Here is an 18,882-nt window from a genome sequence, read left to right as displayed (position 1 = left end):
GGGCCCCCCGGGCGCCGGGCGCCGGGGGGGTAAGCGGCCGGGCCCCCCTCCCCGCGCAGGGCCGGGACTGGTCAGGGCAGGAGGTTGGCAGGGTCGTCCAACCACGGGCGGTGTTCACCGGTCGCGGTCACCGTCATGCCGAGCCGGGTGAGTGCGGGCCTGCCGCTGCGGACCCACCAGTCGTGCGCCGCCGTCACCTCGTCCCACAGGTTGCGCGGGCCTGACTGCGACACGGCGTGCCGGCCGTCCCAGTCGGCGAAGCGGCAGTGGGCGTACGACTCCCCGTCCCAGATCTCGGCGCGGCCGGTGCCGAGCCGGTCGTAGGCGGCCCACACGCTCCGACGGAACAGGTTCGGGATCCGCAGGCCGATCGCGAAGGCGGCGTGGGACTGCTCGGCCACATCGGCCGGGTCGATGCCCGAGGGCCCGTACCGGACGTCCTCGATCCCGAACTCGCCGCTGTCGGGCCGCTGGTCGCGCACCCACATGAACGACACGTCCTCGACGAACGGGCCGCTCGCCGACCGCCCGTCCTCGGCCACGGTGAGTCGCAACAACGCGCCGTTGCAGAACGCCGTGCCGTACGGCACCAGGACGACCCCGCCGGGGGCGGTCTGTTCGAGGATCGCCGACGGCAGCCGCTGGACGGCCGCGGTGAAGTGCACCCGGTCGAACGGGGCGCCCTCGGGGTGGCCGAGGGCGCCGTCGCCGACCAGGACGGTGGGCCGCAGGCCCACCGCGTGCAGCCGGTGCCGAGCCCGACTCGCCAGGTCCGGGTCCAGCTCGATGGTGGTCACGTTCTCCGCGCCGAGTCGGCTGGACAGCAACCCCGCCGTCCAGCCGGTGCCGGTGCCCAGTTCCAGCACCCGCATGCCCTCGGCCGCGTCCAGGTGCCGGAGCATCTGCGCGACCACGGTGGGCATGGAGCTGGACGACGACGGGGTGTCGGTCCCCTCGTAGACCTGTGTCACCAGGGCCAGGTCGGAGGCGACCAACTCCGCCCAGCGATGAGGCTGTTCGGCGCGATCGAGCCACTCGCCCTCGTCCAGGACCCGGTCCGGGGTGAACAGCTCGCGCGGGGTGGTGCGGAACGCCTTCTCCCAGTCGGCCGACAGCGCCCCGGATTCCCGCAGCGCATCGGCCAGTTCGTACCACGTCATGGTTCCCCTACTTCCCGGGCTTGGGCAGGTCCTTGGGCGGCGCGTCCCGCTGACCGTCGTGCGGCGCGGTGTCCGGCTTCCCGGAGTGCCCGCCGCCGCTGCCCCCGCCCGCCTTGCCGGGGCCGTCCCCGCCCGATCCTCCGCCGTGCTTTCCCATGCCTGTTCCCCTTCCGTTCCCGAATGCAAGAGCAAGGAGCAGATTAGGGGGATTCCACGCGACCCATGGACGTTATTCCCGATAGCGACTAAAGATCTCGGGAGGGCCCTCGATAGCGGTCCGCCCAATCGCGCAGCTCCGTTCGGGCCTCATCGTCGAAGAGAGCCATATCCTCGAACATTGCGAAGATGTGACGGTACTGCAGGACGTCCCGCGGATCGCGGAACGCTATGCGCCCCGTGAACGACTCCATGGTGACCAGGCGGTCCTCGTACATCGTGAACGTGTTCATCGGGCCACGAGTGAGGCGCGTTCCGTACGGGATCACACCGATCCGGACTGCCGGAAGACGGGAGAGCGAGGATAGGCGGTCGATCTGGAGAGCCATCGCCTGGGGAGGGATCAACGCCCAGTTCACCGCCTGCTCCGTGAGCAGGAACGTGAACGACTTCGATTCGTCGTGGCCTTGGGGGCGCCCGAGCGCAGCCCCAGTAGCGACCAGCCGGCAGACCTGTGCGCCAACTCGCAACTCTACGAGCCCCGTCGGAACTCCTCGGACCACTGATCGAGCAAGGCTCTGGCACCGTCCCCGGTCTGGGAGTTCGCGTGAAAGAAGTCGAACAGGCGACGATAGTGGTCGATGTCCTTCGGGTCGCGCAGGACGACCCGCCCCGTGAAGAGTTCAATGGTCACGAGGCCGGTGTCGTAGACAGTGAAGATGTGGAACGGCGCATCGGCGACCTGAGCGGACAGCGGGACTATTCCGATATTGACGTTCGGAAGTCGTGAAATGGACGCCAAGCGGTCCAGCTGAACGGCCATGACCTGTGGGGGGCAAAGCTTCCAACGGACAGCCGACTCAGTCAACAGGAAGTCGAACTGCTTGCTCTCGTCGTAGAGAACGTCCTGCCGTTCGAGTTTCAACGCGATGGCTTGAGTCACATCTCCGTCGACGGGATCAACCGGTGGGCTCATGGCTGTTCGCATGTACTCGGGTGTCTGGAGCAACCCGGACGGCATGGCTGGTAGGAAGTAGCGAATGTGCCCGGCGCTGCGTTCGAGGGTCGCCAATTCGCGTTGCCGAAGGTGAAGTCCACGCCGGACGGAGGCCCGGACATCCTCGTACTCGGCGTTTGCCACACTGGCCAACGCGAGCAGTTCCCCAGCCAGGTCCTCGTCCAAGCCCAGCGCGTTGACGATCTGCTGCACATCGACGACCGTCGGCAGGGCCTTGCCCGTCTCGATCCGAGAGACCTTGCTCTGGCTCATACCGCACCGAACGGCCAGCCGCTCACCGGAAAGACCGGCAGCGCGCCGTAGGTCCTTGAGCGCTGCTGCAAGGTCCCGGCGTTGCTCTCCGGCCCTACCGGGATCGAGGGTCAATCTGCGACGTACTCCGCGAAGGGGACCGAGAGGGACACCGCGAGATCACGCCAGCGCCGGTACTGCCCCAGGTCCGGATCGTCCAGGAGTTCCCGGCCGATCTGCGATCCGTCCGGCCGGTATCTCATGTCGACCACCTTGATGTCGTCGAACATCCAGAAGTCCTGGTCCGGGAGACCAGGGTTGTCCCGACCGGTCAGGTCCAGGATCCGAATGTCCTCGCCGGCCTTCACGTTGTAGGCGTAGGCGGCGAACTCGTAGCGCAGGTAGTCGGAGAGCGGTCGGGTCAGGACGTGCACCCGGCCGATCCTTCGGCCGCTCGCACGATAGTTCCGCACGCGGGTGAGCCACGGGTCGTCCTCGGGGATGTGGAGTTCACCCGTGGCCAGGAACTCCCGGAACTCCTCGTCCTCGCCGGGCACGGCGTAGGAACTGCGCGTCTCCAGGCGGAATGCCTCGTGTTCGAACGAGTTGAAGACGGCCCGCCAGGCGTCACCATCCAAGAGCACGGAAGGCCTCCCTCAACACTTCTTCGGGAATCTCCACCACTGCCTCGCCCGCGGGCGTCCGCCGCTCCACGATGTCACCCTGAACCGCGATCGACCCTCGGTCCGTGGTGTAGACGGTCGGGCAGTCGTCGTTGCGGCAGTCCGGGGAGCCGCCCGCGATCCTCGTAAGCCTCATCGTTTCCCCTCCACGTTTCATTGCGGACTGGTGGCTAGGACCCTAGGCAGGCCGCACAAAGCAGGCAAGGATCATTCACGTTCCCGCATGAAGTCGATGACTTCGGCACCGCATCGTTGACACCTCAGAAGTCGGCCACTACGCCGGGTTCTGTCACCCGCGCACCCGCGCAGGGCGGCGACGACCGGTAACAGCAACAGTGCGGCGCAGGAAGTCGGCGGGGCCGACTTCCTGCGCGATCAGCCGATCGCGCGTTGCATCAGGACGGTGTCGATCCAGCGGCCGTGCTTGTGGCCAACGGCCGTCAGCCGGCCGGCGTCGGTGAAGCCGTAGCGGCGGTGGAGGGCGCCCGAGGCGTCGGAGCCGGAGTCGGCGATGACGGCGATCAGTTGGCGAATACGGGTCTTGGTGCAGGCGTCCAGCAGGGCTTCGAGGAGGGCGGTGCCGAGGCCTCGGCCGGTGTGGGTGGGGGCGAGGTAGATGGAGTTCTCGGCGGTGTGCCGGTAGGCGGGCTTGGGGCGCCAGGGAGCCGCGTACGCGTAGCCGGCGACTTCGCCGTCCACCTCGGCGACCAGGAAGGGCAGGCCCTGGGCGGTGAGGTCGTCCAGCCGCTGTTGCCAGGTGGCCGGGGACGGAGAGGTCTCGTCGAAGGTGACCACGGTGTGGCGGACGTAGTGGGTGTAGATCGAGGCGACTGCCCCGAGGTCGGCCGGGGCCGCCGGGCGGATCACTGACTCCATGGCTGTCATGGCGCGGAGTGTAGGCCGGGTTCCCTTACGGGGCACGGGGGTTACGGCTTGGGGATGGCGGTGGTGACGGCCTTGGTGCGGGTGAGGAAGGCGATGGGGAGGACGGCGAGGGCGGAGAGGCCCTGGAGGACGGCGTACCAGGTCGGGCAGATGCCGGGGATGAGGTCGACGCCGAGGACGGCGATCGGCATCACGGTGGAGAGGGTCCGGATGCGGTCGAGGGCCTTGTAGTCGCCGCCGGCGGCGCGGGCGGTGATGCGGAGGAGCACCGGGGCGAGGGCGGGGAAGAGGATGCCGCGGATCCACATGAACGGGGTGGTCGCGTGCCCGGTGAAGGCCATCACGGCGACGGTCGCGAGGGTGATCACACCGATCGCGCCGAAGAGCGTGATGCACTTCTTCGCGGTCGAGAACGCCTCGTCGGTACGGGAGTTGCCGCGGTTCGCCGTCTCGGTGATAGCCATTGTTCTGTCCTCCGTGTCGTGGTGAGAACGAATCTACGGAGGCGTTGGACGGCCCGACACCGGTCTGGCCCCACACCTGGGGTGGGCCCAGACCCACCCCTACCGGTCGTTGCCCGCCCCGCGGCGGGTGTCCGGGCAGAGCGCCCACACGTCGGTGATCAACCAACGGCGGCCTCTTGCGGGGAGCAAGAGGCCGCCGGAACGAGTCGTTAGGCACCGACGATCAGGTGGTCGAACTCGCCGGACTTCGCGCCCTGGAGGAACGAGGCGAACTTGAGGGGCGTGGTGCGCACGATGGTGTCGCCCTCGTCGGACTCTCGGAGTTCGATCACCCCGTCGGCAGCCCGCACCTCGACACACGCGTTGCTGGACCCGGAATAGCCGGACTTCTGCCACGCAGGGCTACTCGTGATTGCCCTCTATCTCCTTCTTGATGGATCGGATGAAGTCTCGTGAGTCATCCTCGGAGAGGGCCACAAATGCCATTCTGTCGAGGATCTCGCGGTAACTTGCCAGGTCAGATGGCGCATCGAAGAGTGGACACCCGAAGCCGATCCTCCTCGCCCTCCTCGCCCTCGCCATCACCACCGTCGCCCTCGGCGTCATCGCCACCCTCAAGATCCAGCGACCCGACGACGGCGACTGAACGCGCGAAGGCCCCCGCCCGGGACGGCGAGGGCCTCGCGGGCTGTCCGACGGTTCCGGGTCAGCCGCCGGACGGCTTTCGGGGCGAACCGCCGCCGAAGCCACCGGCACCGGCAGCACCTTCGACGAGCTGGCTGGCGGCATACCCACCACTGGAATCCGGCGTCCCCACGACGGTCACGCTCTGGCCGGGCTGGAGGTCGGCGACCTTGCCCTCCTTGTTGAGCTGGACCTTGGTCGAATCCCCGGTCGTCACCTTGACCGTGTTGCCGCTGGCGTCGGTCAGGTACACGGTCGTGCCGTCGACGGCCTTGACCGTGCCGCGCGTGAAGCCGCCCTGAGCACCGCCCTGACCCTGACCGCCCTGCCCCTGACCGCCTTGCCCCTGGCCACCCTGCCCACCTCGGCGCCCACCGCCGCCCTGCCCGTACCCGCCCTGACCGTACCCGCCGCCCGCCGCCGGAGCGGCAGCCGAAGCGGCCCGGGGAGCGGAGGACTTACCGCCCCCCGTCCCACCCTGCCCCTGCTGGTACCAGACCCCGCCCGCGAACGCCCCGGTGGCGATCACCCCGCCCGCGAGGACGAGCGACAGCCAGGGCAGCTTGCGCCGGGGCGGTGCGGCCAGTTCCGCCGAGACATCCCGCGCGTCCGGCGGGGTGGCCAGCAGGGCGACCTGTTCGTCGTGGTCCATCGAAGAAAGTGCTCCTACTCGTGCCGGAGGGCGTCGATCGGCCGCAGTGAGGCGGCCCGGTTGGCGGGGTAGCTGCCGAAGAACAGTCCGATGGCGACGGCGATGCCGAAGGCGCCGAGCACGGACGCCGGGATCACCACCGGTTTGATGCCGACGACGCTGAAGTGCGAGCCGAGGATCCCCGCCGCCACGCCCAAGCCCGCGCCGATCACCGACAGCAGCGTCGACTCGGTCAGGAACTGCCCGAGGATGACGGCCCGAGGGGCGCCGAGCGCCTTGCGGATGCCGATCTCCCGGGTCCGCTCCGTCACCGTCACCAGCATGATGTTGGTGATCCCGATCCCGCCGACCAGCAGCGAGATCGCCGCGACCGCGCCCAGCAGCACGGTGAAGGTCTTCGTCGTGCTCTCCCTCGCCGTGAGCAGCGAGGCCTGGTTGGTGATCCGGAAGTCCGCCTTCGTCGGGTCGGCGATCGCGTGCGTCCCGAGCAGCACCCGGGTGATCTCGTTCTGCGCCGCAGCGGTCGTGTCAGCGGACGACGCCTGCACCAGGATCTGGTTGACCGCCCCGAACCCGGTGAACGCGTTCTGCACGGTCGGCAGCGGTGCGATCACCACATCGTCCGGATCGGTGAACCCGCTGCCGCCCTTGGCGGCGAGCACGCCCACCACCGTGAACGGCGTCCCGCCGAGCACGATCTTCCTGCCGACCGGGTCCTCGGTGTCGAACAGCTGCTTGGCCGTCGTGGCGCCGAGCACCGCGACCTTGCGCGAGCCGAGCACGTCGTCGTCGGTGAAGTAGTCGCCGTGCGCGACCTTCTGGTTGGCGGTCTCGAAGTACGCGGGGTACGTACCCACCACCGACCCCGGGCTGTACGAGACGTTCCCGTACAACGCCGTCGCGCTGGTCGTCACCACCGGTGCGACCGACTTGACCGCGGACGGGTCCGCGTCACTCGCCAGCGCCTTGGCGTCGGCGACCGTCAGCTTCTTCACCGAGGACACCGAACGCGCGCCGCCGGCCGCCGAACCGGAGCTGACCGTCAGCGAGTTGGTGCCCAGCGAGGTGATCGAGTCCTTGACCGCCTGGGAGGAGCCGTTACCGACCGCCAGCAGCAGGATCACCGAGGCCACGCCGATCAGCACCCCCAGCATGGTGAGCGCCGAGCGCACCTTGTTGGCGGCCAGGCCGCCGACCGCGAAGCGGATCGTCTGCCAGAGGATCACGCGGGCACCCCCTGCCGGGCCAGGACGGGCGGGGGCCCGTCCACCGGCGCCTGCCGGACGTCGCTGACGATCTGCCCGTCGACCAGCCGCAGCACCCGCTTGGCGTGCAGGGCGACTTCGTCCTCATGGGTGATCAGCACGACCGTGCGGCCGGTGGCGTTGAGCCCGTCGATCAGGCCCAGCACTTCCTCCGTGGAACGGCTGTCCAGGTTGCCGGTCGGCTCGTCGGCGAGCAGCATGGCGGGCGCCGTGACCAGCGCCCGCGCCACCGCGACGCGCTGCTGCTGGCCGCCGGAGAGCTGGTTGGGCTTGTGCCCGGCCCGCTCGCCCAGCCCCACCAGGGACAGCGCGGCCATCGCCCGCCGCCGGCGCTCGGCGGCCCGGACGCCCGCGTAGGCGAGCGGCAGCTCGACCTGGGCGAGGGCGGTGGTGCGCGGCACCAGGTTGAAGGACTGGAAGACGAAGCCGATCTTGCGGTTGCGGACCAGGGCGAGCTGCTGCTCGTCCAGGTGGCCGACGTCGGTGCCGTCCAGCAGGTAGCGGCCGGAGGTGGGGACGTCGAGGCAGCCGAGGATGTTCATCAGGGTGGACTTGCCGGAGCCCGAACTGCCCATCACCGCGACGAAGTCGCCCTGCTCGATGTCCAGGTCGACGCCGGCCGGCTCCCCCGTCCCGGGCAGCGAGGGGCCGCGCAGGGCGTGCACGGTGGCGTCGCCGTGCCCGTACGACTTGGTGAGCCGACTGATCCGGATCACCGGCACGGGGTGCGCGGGGACGCGCTTGTCGATGACGTGCTGCATGCTCAGCCCTTACCGCCCCGGCCGCCGCCGCCACCGCCGCCACCGGCCCCGCCCGGGACGCCGAAGCCGCCGCTGCCGCCCCGGCCGCCGCCACCGCCCAGACCGGGGAAGGAGCCGCTGGGGAAGCCGTTGTTGCCGCTGGTGGTGGGGAGTTCGACCTTGTCGCCCTCGTTGAGCCCGGAGACCACCTGCACCGTGCTGTCGCCCTCGACGCCCACGCCGACGTCGACCCGCTCGGTGGCGCCGCCCTCGTGCACCACCGTGGCGGTCCGCGAGGCGCCGGTGCCGGACAGCGCCGAGGTCGGCAGCGAGAGCGCGTTGTCCGCCTCGCCGGTGATCACCTGGACGGTCGCGCTGAGGCCGGTGCGCAGGGTGCTGGTGTCCCCGTTGAGCTGGAGGGTGGCCGCGTACTGGACGGCGGAGGAGCCGGCCGCGCCGCTGCCGCTGCTCGACGGCAGCGAACTGACCGACAGCACGGTCGCGTTGAGCTTGGTGTCGGACTGGGCGTTCAGCGTGACGGTGGCCGCCTCGCCCTTCTTCAGCTTGAGCGAGTCCAGCTCGGAGAAGTTGGCGGTGACCTGCATCCCGGTCGGGTTGGTGAGCACGATGAAGCCGCTGGGGGAGCCCGAACTCGCGCTCGCACCGGTGGACTTCGAAGACGTGGCGGAGCCGGTGGCGTTGGCGCCCACGGTGTCCCCGACCTTCGCCGAGACCGAGGCGACCGTGCCGTCCACCGAGGCGGTGAGCGTCGTCCCGGCAAGCGCCGCCTGGGCGTTGGTGAGGTTGGTCTGCGCGGTCGCGACCTGCTGCTGGGCCTGTGCCACCGCCGCGTCGTCGACCTTGGTGGTGGTGATGGTGGTGGTCTGCGGGGCGGGCGCACTGCTCCCGCCCGCCCCGCGACTCCCACCGCCCCCGCCGCCGCTGCCGCTGCCACTGCCACTGCCGCTGTTCGACGGAGGGGTGGTGGCGCCGGGCAGGGGTTCGGTGGTCGTCGTGGTGACCCCGGCCTGTGCCTTGGTGAGGTTGGCATTCGCCGTGGTGAGCGCCGACTGGGCGGCGTCCACCTGCTGCTGGGCCGCCGTGGTGTCGACCGTCGCCAGCACCTGGCCCTTCTTGACGGCGTCCCCCACCGCGACCTTGACCGCGGTGAGCCGCCCGCCGGTGGCGAAGTCCTGGGCCGCGTCGGTCGGGGAGGCCAGCGTGCCGGTTCCGGACACGGTGGCCAGGACCGTCCCCTTGGTGACGGTCACGGTACGGGCGGCCGGCTTGGCCGCGGCCGTGCCGCCGCTGCCGTCGACCGTGGCGTACACAAGGGCCGCACCGCCCAGCAGGGCCACGCCGAGCGCGGAATTGACGAGGACGGCGCCTCGCCGCCGTGGGAGCACCTTCATGGCGGACAGCTTCGCGGGGCGCTCTTGCGCTGCCCTGGGCACCGGCTGGGAGAAGACTGATCGACCGGATCCGGGCATTCCGCCCGAACCTCCCGCCCCGCGCGGGCGGCTTGGTCGGGGCGTGGCCGATCGTTGGCCGAACTCCCAGCCGCCTCCCAGCGATCCCCAGCCATCCGGCAGCGCATCCTCAGACAGCCCTCAGCCGGCCTTCGACCCGCAGCCGCAGGCCGCAGACGCAGCCCCCGCCACGGACGACCCCGCTGGCCCCCCGGACAACGCCGCAGGGGCGCGCCCCCGACGGAGCGCGCCCCTGCCGAACAGGAGGAGGGATCAGCCCTCGATCTCCTTGCGGAAGGCCTCCGCCACCGACAGGAAGATCGTGTTGCCCTCGGCCTCGCCGATCGAGACCCGCACGCCCTCCGGGAACGGCCGGACGATCACCCCGGCCGCGGCGCAGGCCGCGGCGAAGTCCGCCGAGCGCTCGCCGAGCCCGAGCCAGACGAAGTTGGCCTGCGAGTCCGGGACGTCCCAGCCCTGGGCGCGCAGCCCGGCGATGACCCGGTCCCGCTCACCGACCAGCGCCTCCACCCGCACCAGCAGCGCCTCCTCGGCGCGCAGCGAGGCGACGGCGGCGTTCTGGGCGAGCTGGCTGACGCCGAACGGGACGGCGGTCTTGCGCAGGGCGCCCGCCACCGGCTCGTGGGCGATCGCGAAGCCGACCCGCAGGCCGGCCAGGCCGTACGCCTTGGAGAAGGTGCGCAGCACGCAGACGTTGGGGCGGTCCCGGTAGAGGTCGATGCCGTTGGGCACCTCGGGGTCGCGGATGAACTCGATGTACGCCTCGTCGACGACGACCAGGACGTCCCCGGGGACGGCGTCCAGGAAGCGCTCCAGCTCGGCGCGGTGGACCACGTTGCCGGTGGGGTTGTTGGGGTTGCAGACGAAGATCAGCCGGGTGGCCGGGGTGACGGCGGCGAGCATCGCGTCCAGGTCGTGGTCGCCGTTGTCCTTGAGCGGGACCGGCACGGGCGTGGCCCCGGCGATCTGGGTGATGATCGGGTAGGCCTCGAAGGAGCGCCAGGCGAAGATCACCTCTTCGCCCGGGCCGGCGGTGGCGAGCACCAGCGACTGGGCGACGCCGACCGAGCCGGTGCCGAGTGCGATGTGCTCGGCGGGCACGCCGAAGCGCTCGGCGAGGACGGCGGTCAGCTCGCTGACGCCCATGTCCGGGTAGCGGTTGAACGAGCCGGCCGCCGCGACCGCCGCCTCCAGGACGCCGGGCAGCGGGTCGTTCGGGTTCTCGTTCGAGGACAGCTTGTAGGCGTCGGCGCCGGCCGGCTTGCCGGGCTTGTAGGTGGGGATGCCGTCCAGACTCGGGCGCAGGCGCGGGCCCTGCGCTGAGGTACCACTGCTCACGGTCGTACTCCTTCGTGTCTCTGCCGGTCGGCCCGCCGTCGCACGGTCGGGATCGCCGCCGTACCCCGGGACCCGGCTCCGCTCCCGGGATCTCGGGGCGGGCCCGGACCACCCCGGTCGGGTGCCTTGCACGATACCGACCGCCCTCACCCGTAGGAGTGAGATGCCCGGACGGGTTACAGGCGCAGATCAGCCATTCTGCCCGGTTCCTTTGGCACATGTCAGAGGTAAGTCGGCTGGTTTCAGGAGGGTATCGAAGGAGCGCACCCCGGCTCACTCTTGGAGAAACGTATCTCCGAAGGCTTCCGATGCGCCGGTCACAGACCCTTGTCAGGAGCCATACGATCGGTCCGCCATGACAGCAGCAGCCAACCAGAGCGGTCGGCGTCCCACCACCTCAAGGCGTCTGGAGCGGGCCGGCATCCGGGATGTGGCAGCAGCCGCCGGAGTGTCGATCACCACCGTCTCCGATGCGCTGAACGGAAAGGGCCGCCTGCCCGACGAGACCCGCAGCCGGGTGCGCGAGGTCGCCGAGCGCCTCGGCTACCGCCCCTCGGCGGCAGCCCGCACCCTGCGCACCGGACGGTCAGGCCTGATCGGGCTGACGGTCACGACCTACGGCGAAGAGCCCTTCACCTTCACCGAGTTCGCGTACTTCGCCGAGATGGCCCGGGCCGCCACCAGTGCCGCCCTCGGCCGCGGCTACGCGCTGGTGGTGCTGCCCGCCTCCTCCCGCCACGACGTCTGGGGCAACATCGCCCTGGACGGCACCGTGGTGATCGACCCGCCCGACCAGGACCCCCTGGTCAGCGAGCTGTACCGGTCCGGCGTGCCGGTGGTCAGCGACGGCAAGCCCGGCAACTGCCCGGTCACCGCCTGGGTCGACAACGACCACGAGGCCGCCGTGCTCGGCATCCTCGACCACCTCTCCGAGGCCGGCGCCCGCCGGATCGGCCTGCTCACCGGCACCAGCACCGACACCTACACCCGGCTCTCCACCGAGGCCTACCTCGGCTGGTGCGCCAAGGTCGGCCAGGAGCCGGTGTACGAGGCCTACCCGGCCCACGACCCGGCCGCCGGGGCCGTCGCCGCCGACCGGCTGCTCGCCCGCCCGGACCGCCCGGACGCCGTGTACGGGCTGTTCGACCCCAACGGCACCGACCTGCTCGCCGCCGCCCGCCGCTACGGCCTGCGGGTGCCGGACGACCTGCTGCTGGTCTGCTGCAGCGAGAGCGACGTCTACGCGGCCACCGAGCCGCCGATCACCACCCTCTCGTTGAAGCCGCGCAAGATCGGCACCACCGTCGTCAACCTGCTCATCGACGCCATCGAGGGAGTCGACTCCGGGACGGGCGTGGACATCGCCCGGCTCTTCCCGCCGCGCTTCCGCACCGCCGGCACCGGCCCGCCGCCCGGCACCCTGATGCCGACCGAGCTGATCGTCCGGGCCTCCTCCCAGCGACGGAGCCCGCGCACCACCGTCAGCCCGCCCCGGACACCGGGCGAGGTGTAGCGCAGGGGGGCGGGACGGCGGCGAAAGGCCGACGGAACGCCCACGAAAAGCCCACGAGACCCTACCGATCCGGGACAAAACGGACCGTGCGCGAGCGCCCGGCTGACGCTCCGGAGGATTGGATACCCACCAGGTGACGACGGCGGGAGAGTGGTCTTCCTATGATGGGCGAATGACACCCGAGGACCGCTTCCCCGGACCTGAGCACCCCCACTCAGGCCCCCGCCACCAGCCGGACCTCGACGTGCTGCCGTACGGCACCTACTACGAACCCGAGCCCGCCCCGGGCTACCAGAACGCCCCGTACGAAGCGGAGACCTACAGCGGCTACGGCGGCGCCCGCTACCTGGAGCAGCACTGGCCCGTCGACGGCCAGGACCACGGACACACCGTGCACGCCCAGGTGCCCGGCACCGACCCCGGCGCGGTCGACCAGCAGCCGGCGTTCCCGCACCGGAACCAGGGCGGCTACGAGAGCGGCTACGAAGCCCAGGACCACTCCGGCTACGAACCCCAGGAGCACCCCGGCTACGAAGCCCAGGACCGCTCCGGCTACGAGCCCCAGGAGCACCCCGGCTACGAGCCCACCCTGCCCGACCAGCCCTCCCCGGCCCTCCAGCTCGGCGAGCAGCACCCCGGCCGGCCCACCGACCGCGACGACCCGCCGACCATCGAGCTCGGCCCGCCGCTGCCCGACCCCGCCGCGCCGACCTACCCGTACCCGGCCCCCGGCCCCGGCGAGCCGCCCGGCCCGGTCTACGTCGTCGGCGACGTGCACGGCTACCTGGAGGAGCTGCGCACCGAACTGCACCACCAGGGCCTGATCGACGCCGACGGCCACTGGTCGGCCGGCCGGGCCCGGATCTGGTTCCTCGGCGACTTCACCGACCGCGGCCCGGACGGCATCGGCGTCATCGACCTGGTCATGCAGCTCGCCGCCGAGGCCGCCGCGGCCGGCGGCTACTGCCGCGCCCTGATGGGCAATCACGAGCTGCTCTTCCTCGGCGCCGCCAAGTTCGCCGACGAGCCCGTCCAGTCCACCGCCGGCACCGCCTCCTTCCTCGCCGCCTGGCGGCTCAACGGCGGCCAGCAGAACGACCTGGACCGGCTGGAGGCCCACCACATCAGCTGGCTCTCCCGGCTGCCCGCGATGGGCCTGGAGGACGGGCACCTGCTGCTGCACTCCGACACCACCGCGTACCTGGAGTACGGCGAGTCCATCCCCGACGTCAACGACGCGGTGCACAGCCTGCTCGCCGACGGCAGCGTGGACGAGTGGTGGGACTGCTTCCGTCGCTTCACCAAGCGCTTCGCCTTCCGCGGCGACGCCGGGCCGACGGCCGTCCACGAGCTGCTGGACACCTTCGGCGGCTCCCGGATCGTGCACGGGCACAGCCCGATCCCGTACCTCACCGGCGCGGTGCACGCGGACGACGGGCAGCCGCCGCACATCCCGGGGCCGTACGTGTACGCGGACGACCTGGCGGTGGCGATGGACGGCGGGGTCACCATGGAGGGCCGGCTGCTGGTCGCCCGGCTGCCGATCTGACCGTTCGACGAGTCCGGCGGTTCGACCGTTCGACGAGTCCGACCGTTCGACGAGTCCGACCGTTCGACGAGTCCGACCGTTCGACGAGTCCGACCGTTCGATGATCTGATCTGCGGATCCGACTCATCCTCCGATCGTCCGACGATCCGACCCTTGACCCGACCCGACGTCAGTCGACGGCATCACCAGAACAGTTGTTCCCGGCGCGCACGCCCCTGCACGCGCGCGGCCCGGGGCGCGAAATTCCGGAAACCGACTGTCAGCCCGGCCACCCCCGCCCCTACCATGAGGCACACCACACCCGGCCGCCCGTCCGGCGGCCCGCCTCCGCGCCCGCCCCGGCGCCCTGAGGGTGTCCCGCGTCCCCGATGCGGTCCCGCGTCCTCGCTGTCGGCCGGGGTCCGCATGAACGGGGTCCCCATGTCCAACCCCCCGCCGCTGCTCGCCGAGGACCGCCCGGAGTACGAGCGCCTCCTCGGCGAAGCCCTGCGCGACCGCACCGTCCTCACCGCCCTGCGCACCCCCGGCGCGCTCACCGCCGACCAGCTCCGCGTCCTCGCCCTGCGCGACGCCGACCGCATCAACACCGCGGCCGCCACCGAGTACGCCCACTACACCGCGCTGCGCGAAACCCTGCGCGCCACACCCCCGCCACCGACCGACGTCGAACCGTACGCCCCCGGGCTGCTCAGCCAGCTGCGCTCCGCCAACGGCGGCGCCGGGCTCTTCCCCGTCCTGACCGTGCTCACCCCGATCCTCGCCTGGGCCGCCGCCCTCGTCCTGCTGCTGGTCGGCTACCTGCTGCGCGCCACCGACTCCGGGCTCGCCCTCGGCCGCTCGATGGTCACCGCCGGCTGGGTCGCGCTCGCCACCGGCGCCGCCGCCATGGCCGTCGGCGTCATCGGCCTGCTGCTCACCGCCATACGCGACGGCGCCGCCGCCGTCCCGGCCGGCACCGACCCGGAGCTCGCCGCCGAACTCGCCGCCGCCCGGGGCGAATGGCGCGCCGCCCTGCGCGACCGCGGCCTGCTGCCGTACCTCCACACCCAGCTGCCGGCCGTCCCCGGCCGCCCGGCCCCCGGCTTCACCAGCCCGGACTTCACCGGGCCCGGCTACAGCCCGCCGGCCTTCACCAGCCCCGGCTCCGACAACATCACCGACCCGGAGGGCCGCACCGCCCGCCCCGCCGCCTTCACCCCGCCCGACTTCACCGGGCCCGGCTACACCCCGCCCGACTTCACCGGCCCGGACGACGTCGGCTGAGCCGCACCGGGGCCGCCACCCTGCGGCCGGCCCGTGCCACCCCCGTGCCGCCACCCTGCGGCCGGCCCGTGCCACCGGCCCGGCTCAGAACCCGGTCGGCAGCCGCGGCGTGTACGGCGCCTCCAGGGCCGCGCGTTCGTCCGCGCTCAGCCGGACGTCCAGCGCGGCCACCGCGTCGTCCAGGTGCCCCGGCCGGGTCGCGCCCACGATCGGGGCGGTGACCAGCGGGTTGCCCAGCACCCAGGCCAGCGCGACCCGCGCCATCGGCACCCCCTGGCCCGCCGCGACGGCCTGCACGGCGTCCACGACCGGCCGGTCCACGTCCGCGAAGAACCGCCCGGCCACCGGGTCCCCCGCCGAGCGGGCCGTCGACCGCCCGTACGGACGGGCCAGCCGCCCCGAGGCGAGCGGGCACCACACCAGGCTGCCCACCCCTTGGTCGGCGAGCAGCGGGAACATCTCCCGCTCCTCCTCCCGCTGCACCAGGCTGTACTGGTGCTGCATCGACACGAAGGGCGGACCGCCGGCCAGGGCCGCCGCGTGCTGCAGCTTCGCGAACCGCCAGGCCCACATCGAGGACGCCCCGACGTACCGGACCTTCCCTGCCGCCACCACCTCGGCCAGCGCCGCCACCGTCTCCTCCACCGGGGTCGCCGGATCGAAGCGGTGCAACTGGAAGAGGTCGAGGTGGTCGCTGCCCAGGCGGGCGAGCGACCCGTCGACCTGTTCCAGGATCGCCCGCCGGGACAGCCCCGAACCGCCCGGGCCGTCGTGCACCGGCAGGCCCGCCTTGGTCGCCAGGACGATGTCCTCGCGCCGGGTGTAGCGCCGCACCGCGCGACCGACCAGCTCCTCCGAGGCGCCGCCGCCGTACACGTTGGCGGTGTCCCAGAGGGTGATCCCGAGCTCCACGGCCCGCCGGAAGACCGGCCCGGCCGCCTCCTCGTCCAGCGCCCAGGGGTTGTGACCCTGCCCGCCACCGCCGAAGCCCATGCAGCCGAGCGCGATCCGGCTGACCACCAGCTCGGTGCCGCCGAGCTTTCCGTACTCCATCACGTCCTCACCTCCCCCGGCTCAGGCCGGGTACGGGGCGGCGGCCCGGACGTTCTTCGACGCGGACGCCCACCAGGCCAGTTGGTCGAACTCGAACCCCCCGTGGGCGGCGGCCTGTTCGGCCACCCACGAGGAAACCACCGGGCCGAACCTGCCCTCGCCCTCCCGGACGCTGCCGACCAGGACCACCAGCCTGTACGTGCTCTTGTTCTCCATGGCCACCACGATCCGCCCGCCGGACGGCCCCAGCCAGACCGTGCCCAGACTGGCCCCCACAGGGCCACCCTCCACACCCGCCCCACCCGTACGCTCGTCATATGGGCACACCGCTGGGGGACTTCATCCGCGCCAAGCGCGACAGCATCCAGCCCGAGACGCTCGGGCTGCCGGACCACGGCCGCCGCCGCTCACCCGGACTGCGCCGCTCCGACCTCGCCCTCCGGGCCGGCATCAGCGTCGAGTACCTGACCCGGCTGGAGCAGGGCCGCGACCGCAACCCCTCCACCGCCGTGGTCAACACCCTCGCCGACGCGCTCAGCCTCGACCCCGCCGAACGCACCCACCTGCGCTACCTCGCCAAGATCACAGGCGGCGCCTGTCCCCACCACGTCCGCCCGGCCCCGCCCAGCCGCGACGTCCGCCCCACCGTCCGGGACACCCTCCGGCTGCTCGAACCGGGCATCGCCGCCGTCACCAACCGGCTCGGCGACATCCTCGCCCACACCCCCGGCTACGCCGCCGTCCTCGGCGCCGCCGGCCTCCTGGACCACCCCGCCCCCAACCTCACCCGCTACGTCTTCACCGACCCCCGCGCCCGCGCGCTCTTCGCCGACTGGGACGACATCGCCGACGAACAGGCCTTCGACCTCTGGCTCGGCCCCACCGCCGAGAACTCCGAATGGCTCAGCACCGAACTCGCCCCCGTCGCCGGCCCGGAGTTCACCCGTCGCCTCGCCAACCAGCTCGTGCCCCGCCGCGGCCCGCTGCGCCTCCAGCACCCCGTCGGCCCCGAACTCCGCCTCCACCGCGAGGCCCTGGAGTTCCCCGCCGACGCCCAGCAGCTCCTCGTCCTGCTCCCCGCCGACGCCGAAACCGCCGCCCACCTAGTCGAGTTGACCACCCCGGCGCCGGCCCGGCTGCGCGCGATCTCCTGAGCCCCCGCAACCGGGCCACTGGCGGACCACTACCGGACCGCCGCCTCGGCGGCCACCTCGGCCGCGGCGCGGATGAACTCCCGGACGCGTTCGGTGGTGTTCGCCGGGAGCCAGACCGGCCCACGCCGGATCGGCGGGGCGTCGTGGATGGGGACGTAGGCGAGGTCGGGGCGCGGGTAGTAGCGCCGGCAGTGCTCGCCGACCGGGAGCACGCCCCGGCCCATGGCGACCAGACTGAGCATCTCGGAGAAGGTGCTGCCCGAGGGTCCCTTGGGGACGGCGCGGCCGGACGGCGTGCGGTCGGGGGTGCGGTCCCGCTTGAAGCCGATCGAGGTCACCGCCGGGTACTGCACCACCGGGTGGTCCCCGAGCACTTCGAGCGACACCGAGGCCTCGGCGGCCAGCGGGTGCCCGGCCGGCACCGCCAGGGCGCGCCGCTCGGTGAGCAGCACCGGGCCCAGCGACATGCCGTCGAAGGGGTAGGAGGCGACCAGGATGTCGATCGAGCCGTCCTCCAGGCTGGAGCGGGAGTTGGAGAGCTGCGCCTCCCGGACGTCCACCCGGCAGTCCGGGTGTCGCTCACCGAACAGCGCGACCGCCCTGAGCAGCACCGGGGCCGTCCACTCGCCGAGGAACGCCACCCGCAGCTCGCCGGTCACCCCGCGGCCGGCGTCCACCGCCCGGCGCAGCGCCTCGTCCATCGCGGCCACCAGCGGGGCGAGGTCCTCGGCCAGTTGCCGTCCGACCGGGGTGAGCCGCACGGACCGGCTGGTGCGCTCGAACAGCGGTGCGCCGATGCGGCGTTCCAGCTTCCGCACCACCTGGCTGACCCGGCCGGTGGTCAGGCCCAGCAGCTCGGCCGTCCGGCCGAAGTGCAGTTCGCCGGCGAGCGCGAGGAAGACCTCGGTCTCCAGCCGCTCCAGCATGCCGCCCCCTCGGACCCGCATCGGACCCGCATCGTTTAGTCCCGCTCAACGATCTTACGGTGATCCGGCATTGATGATCACTCCGGGGCGGAGGATCGTGGACCTCGTCACCAGCGAACCCACACCACCGGAGCCGATCACCATGCGCGTCGTAGCCCTCGACCACCTGGTCCTCAACGTCGCCGACATCGAGCGGTCGCTCGCCTTCTACACCGGCCTGCTCGGCCTGGAGCCGGTCCGGGTCGACGAGTGGCGGGCCGGCAAGGTCTCCTTCCCGTCCGTCCGGGTCAGCGGCGAGACGATCATCGACCTGTTCCACCGCCCGCGCCACGAGTCCAACGTCGACCACATCTGCCTCACCGTCGAACCCCTCGACTGGCAGGAGGTCGTCGACTCGGGTGTGTTCACCGTTCTGGACGGCCCCGGCCCCCGCTACGGCGCCCGCGGCACCGCCACCTCGCTCTACGTCCAGGACCCGGACGGCAACACCGTCGAACTCCGCTGGTACCCCCAGGACGCCGCCGGCGCCGCCGACGCCACCAGCTGAACCGGAAGTGGGGGCCCCGGGGGGCCCCACCAGCCAAACCCGGCGGCCCGGGCGCGCGGGGCGGCGGGAGACGGGCCCGGGGGGGGGTAGTTTAAAAAAAATAAACAGACG

General features: G+C 71.9%; 22 protein-coding genes and 1 pseudogene. 5 read left to right on the top strand and 18 right to left on the bottom strand.

Features of this window, described 5'->3' with window-relative positions; genetic code table 11:
- Positions 1 to 71: 71 nt before the first annotated feature.
- The 15 genes from ACFWIS_RS12340 to hisC form a co-directional block, all read right to left on the bottom strand.
- Positions 72 to 1,160, bottom strand: a complete 1,089-nt coding sequence (locus ACFWIS_RS12340) for a protein-L-isoaspartate O-methyltransferase (RefSeq protein WP_380452529.1) — start codon at positions 1,158 to 1,160, stop codon at positions 72 to 74.
- A gap of 7 nt (positions 1,161 to 1,167) precedes the next feature.
- Complete coding sequence (locus tag ACFWIS_RS12335) at positions 1,168 to 1,317, bottom strand: hypothetical protein (protein WP_380452528.1); 150 nt, start codon at positions 1,315 to 1,317, stop codon at positions 1,168 to 1,170.
- Positions 1,318 to 1,405: 88 nt separating this feature from the next.
- A complete protein-coding gene (locus ACFWIS_RS12330) occupies positions 1,406 to 1,879 on the bottom strand; it encodes a Scr1 family TA system antitoxin-like transcriptional regulator (protein WP_380452526.1) in 474 nt (157 codons plus the stop codon).
- On the bottom strand, positions 1,849 to 2,700 hold the full coding sequence (locus ACFWIS_RS12325) for a helix-turn-helix domain-containing protein (protein ID WP_380452524.1): 852 nt from the start codon (positions 2,698 to 2,700) through the stop codon (positions 1,849 to 1,851). The genes ACFWIS_RS12330 and ACFWIS_RS12325 overlap by 31 nt, the downstream gene beginning before the upstream one ends.
- Entirely contained in the window at positions 2,697 to 3,209 is a 513-nt protein-coding gene (locus ACFWIS_RS12320) for a DUF6879 family protein (RefSeq protein ID WP_380452522.1), read from the bottom strand. The genes ACFWIS_RS12325 and ACFWIS_RS12320 overlap by 4 nt, the downstream gene beginning before the upstream one ends.
- Positions 3,193 to 3,384, bottom strand: a complete 192-nt coding sequence (locus ACFWIS_RS12315) for a hypothetical protein (RefSeq protein ID WP_380452520.1) — start codon at positions 3,382 to 3,384, stop codon at positions 3,193 to 3,195. The genes ACFWIS_RS12320 and ACFWIS_RS12315 overlap by 17 nt, the downstream gene beginning before the upstream one ends.
- Before the next feature lie 239 nt (positions 3,385 to 3,623).
- Positions 3,624 to 4,133, bottom strand: coding sequence for a GNAT family N-acetyltransferase (locus ACFWIS_RS12310; protein WP_380452518.1), 510 nt, complete (start codon positions 4,131 to 4,133; stop codon positions 3,624 to 3,626).
- A 41-nt stretch (positions 4,134 to 4,174) separates the two neighbouring features.
- Positions 4,175 to 4,597, bottom strand: coding sequence for a hypothetical protein (locus ACFWIS_RS12305; RefSeq protein ID WP_380452516.1), 423 nt, complete (start codon positions 4,595 to 4,597; stop codon positions 4,175 to 4,177).
- A gap of 209 nt (positions 4,598 to 4,806) precedes the next feature.
- Entirely contained in the window at positions 4,807 to 5,010 is a 204-nt protein-coding gene (locus ACFWIS_RS12300; protein ID WP_380452650.1) for a DUF397 domain-containing protein, read from the bottom strand.
- Complete coding sequence (locus tag ACFWIS_RS12295) at positions 5,000 to 5,209, bottom strand: hypothetical protein (RefSeq protein ID WP_380452514.1); 210 nt, start codon at positions 5,207 to 5,209, stop codon at positions 5,000 to 5,002. The genes ACFWIS_RS12300 and ACFWIS_RS12295 overlap by 11 nt, the downstream gene beginning before the upstream one ends.
- A gap of 94 nt (positions 5,210 to 5,303) precedes the next feature.
- Entirely contained in the window at positions 5,304 to 5,933 is a 630-nt protein-coding gene (locus ACFWIS_RS12290) for a hypothetical protein (RefSeq protein ID WP_380452512.1), read from the bottom strand.
- A 14-nt stretch (positions 5,934 to 5,947) separates the two neighbouring features.
- Positions 5,948 to 7,159: an ABC transporter permease gene (locus ACFWIS_RS12285; RefSeq protein ID WP_380452510.1), complete on the bottom strand. Its 1,212-nt coding sequence runs from the start codon at positions 7,157 to 7,159 to the stop codon at positions 5,948 to 5,950.
- Entirely contained in the window at positions 7,156 to 7,959 is an 804-nt protein-coding gene (locus ACFWIS_RS12280) for an ABC transporter ATP-binding protein (protein ID WP_380452508.1), read from the bottom strand. The genes ACFWIS_RS12285 and ACFWIS_RS12280 overlap by 4 nt, the downstream gene beginning before the upstream one ends.
- Before the next feature lie 2 nt (positions 7,960 to 7,961).
- A complete protein-coding gene (locus ACFWIS_RS12275; RefSeq protein WP_380452506.1) occupies positions 7,962 to 9,350 on the bottom strand; it encodes an efflux RND transporter periplasmic adaptor subunit in 1,389 nt (462 codons plus the stop codon).
- Between the two features lie 330 nt (positions 9,351 to 9,680).
- Positions 9,681 to 10,766 carry a histidinol-phosphate transaminase gene (gene hisC / locus ACFWIS_RS12270; protein WP_380452504.1) on the bottom strand — a complete coding sequence of 362 codons (1,086 nt, stop codon included), beginning with the start codon at positions 10,764 to 10,766 and terminating at the stop codon, positions 9,681 to 9,683.
- Between the two features lie 355 nt (positions 10,767 to 11,121).
- On the opposite strand from hisC, the gene ACFWIS_RS12265 reads away from it, so the two are divergent.
- The 3 genes from ACFWIS_RS12265 (at position 11,122) to ACFWIS_RS12255 (ending at position 15,091) form a co-directional block, all read left to right on the top strand.
- Positions 11,122 to 12,279: a LacI family DNA-binding transcriptional regulator gene (locus tag ACFWIS_RS12265; RefSeq protein WP_380452502.1), complete on the top strand. Its 1,158-nt coding sequence runs from the start codon at positions 11,122 to 11,124 to the stop codon at positions 12,277 to 12,279.
- 172 nt (positions 12,280 to 12,451) lie between these two features.
- Positions 12,452 to 13,828 carry a metallophosphoesterase gene (locus tag ACFWIS_RS12260; RefSeq protein WP_380452500.1) on the top strand — a complete coding sequence of 459 codons (1,377 nt, stop codon included), beginning with the start codon at positions 12,452 to 12,454 and terminating at the stop codon, positions 13,826 to 13,828.
- 420 nt (positions 13,829 to 14,248) lie between these two features.
- Positions 14,249 to 15,091 carry a hypothetical protein gene (locus ACFWIS_RS12255; RefSeq protein WP_380452498.1) on the top strand — a complete coding sequence of 281 codons (843 nt, stop codon included), beginning with the start codon at positions 14,249 to 14,251 and terminating at the stop codon, positions 15,089 to 15,091.
- 84 nt (positions 15,092 to 15,175) lie between these two features.
- Here ACFWIS_RS12255 and ACFWIS_RS12250 read toward each other — a convergent pair whose 3' ends face one another.
- Together ACFWIS_RS12250 and ACFWIS_RS12245 are read right to left on the bottom strand one after the other, a co-directional pair.
- On the bottom strand, positions 15,176 to 16,144 hold the full coding sequence (locus ACFWIS_RS12250; protein WP_380452648.1) for an aldo/keto reductase: 969 nt from the start codon (positions 16,142 to 16,144) through the stop codon (positions 15,176 to 15,178).
- Positions 16,145 to 16,228: 84 nt separating this feature from the next.
- Positions 16,229 to 16,360, bottom strand: a pseudogene (locus ACFWIS_RS12245) (NADPH-dependent oxidoreductase); the annotation flags it as partial.
- A gap of 101 nt (positions 16,361 to 16,461) precedes the next feature.
- Here ACFWIS_RS12245 and ACFWIS_RS12240 point away from each other — a divergent pair.
- Positions 16,462 to 17,298 (top strand): helix-turn-helix domain-containing protein, encoded by an 837-nt coding sequence (locus ACFWIS_RS12240; protein WP_380452496.1) that lies wholly within the window; start codon positions 16,462 to 16,464, stop codon positions 17,296 to 17,298.
- 29 nt (positions 17,299 to 17,327) lie between these two features.
- On the opposite strand, the gene ACFWIS_RS12235 is transcribed toward ACFWIS_RS12240, so the two are convergent.
- Entirely contained in the window at positions 17,328 to 18,224 is an 897-nt protein-coding gene (locus ACFWIS_RS12235; RefSeq protein ID WP_380452494.1) for a LysR family transcriptional regulator, read from the bottom strand.
- Positions 18,225 to 18,366: 142 nt separating this feature from the next.
- On the opposite strand from ACFWIS_RS12235, the gene ACFWIS_RS12230 reads away from it, so the two are divergent.
- Entirely contained in the window at positions 18,367 to 18,771 is a 405-nt protein-coding gene (locus ACFWIS_RS12230; RefSeq protein ID WP_380452492.1) for a VOC family protein, read from the top strand.
- The last annotated feature ends 111 nt before the right edge of the window (positions 18,772 to 18,882 follow it).

This window comes from Kitasatospora sp. NPDC127060 (genome assembly GCF_042724935.1).
GTDB lineage: Bacteria > Actinomycetota > Actinomycetes > Streptomycetales > Streptomycetaceae > Kitasatospora.
The sequence above is the reverse complement of the archived record's forward strand: the minus strand, read 5'-3'. Positions and strand labels throughout refer to the sequence as shown.